Source organism: Arthrobacter sp. Y3223164 (genome assembly GCF_059091005.1).
This window is the reverse complement of record NZ_JBNHGF010000611.1, coordinates 1-1,139: the sequence shown is the minus strand read 5'-3', so window position 1 is coordinate 1,139 and position 1,139 is coordinate 1. Positions and strand designations below refer to the sequence as shown.

Genomic DNA, 1,139 nt, shown 5'->3' with positions numbered 1-1,139 from the left:
GCCCCGCCCCGCCGGCCGGAGACCAGGCCCGTGGATCGGGTCAGCCGGCTCAATCTCCCCGGAACACGGCGGCGCCGGTAGCGGCAGCCAACGAGCGGTCGCAGGCACAGGGCCAGCCCCCGGCGCAGCAGCGCGGACCGCAGCGGCAGGCGCATGCAGCACCGCAGGCTCCGGCACAACCGGATCCCGTTGCACCACAGGCGCAGGCTCCGGGACAACAGGCTCCGGCGCGTCCGGAACAGGCCGCACCGCCGGCGCACGCTCCTCGTCAGGGCCAGTCCGGCCCCCAGGCGTCCGGGCAGATCGAGATGATCCGCCGCGCTTGGCCGGAGATCCTGACCACGCTCAGCGGCATCCGCAAGGTGACGTGGATGAACGTCAGCACGAATGCCTCGCCGCTCAGCCTCGACGGCACGGCGCTGACGCTCGGCTTCAAGAACCAGGGGTCCGCCACCAACTTCAACAACGGCGACCACGCGGACAACGTGCGTCAGGCCATCCAGCAAGTGCTCGGCATCGACCTGCAGATTCAAACCGTCGAAGACGCGTCGGTGACAGCGGGTGAGTCAAACCCAAAAGTACCTACTAGCCGGCCGCAGCCGGCAGACGGAGGTTGGCCCGCCAACACCGCTACGGTAGGTGCGCCCGCGCCGGTTTCCCAACCGGTTGTTGGGCAAGCAGGTCATCCGCAGCCGGCACCGGCCGCTGCCGGGATGACCGGATTCATGTCCGGCTCGGCCTCGGCGCCTTCTCCGTCTTCTGCTGAACCGGCGATGCCGGCTGCCCGGGCCGAACCGGCCGGGTCGGCGACGTCGGCTGGCTCCGCAACGTCCGGCTTCCCCGGTGGTCCTGCGATGTCGGGGGGATCCGGCGTATCCCCTGCCTCGGCCGTTTCCGGTCCGTCTGCCCCCAGCGGGGTCTCCGCGTCCACCGGCGTTTCAGCCGCAAGCGGGATGTCGGCGCCAACCAGCGCTTCAGCCCCAAGCGGGATGTCCGCGGGCTCAAGCTTGTCGGCACCCACAGCCGCTTCAGCCCCCAGCGGCATGTCCGCGGGCTCAAGCCTCTCGGCGCCCACCGCCGCCTCCGCACCCAGCGCTACCTCCGCCGCGTCAGGGGCATCAGCCCCCAGCGGTTTCTCC

At 71.0% G+C, this 1,139-nt stretch carries 2 protein-coding genes; both read right to left on the bottom strand.

Features of this window, described 5'->3' with window-relative positions:
• Positions 1–268: 268 nt before the first annotated feature.
• A complete protein-coding gene (locus tag AC5RUJ_RS16835; RefSeq protein ID WP_494156313.1) occupies positions 269–436 on the bottom strand; it encodes a hypothetical protein in 168 nt (55 codons plus the stop codon).
• A 246-nt stretch (positions 437–682) separates the two neighbouring features.
• The coding region (locus tag AC5RUJ_RS16830) for an ICP22 family protein (protein ID WP_494156312.1) at positions 683–1,139 on the bottom strand (457 nt) is incomplete at its 5' end.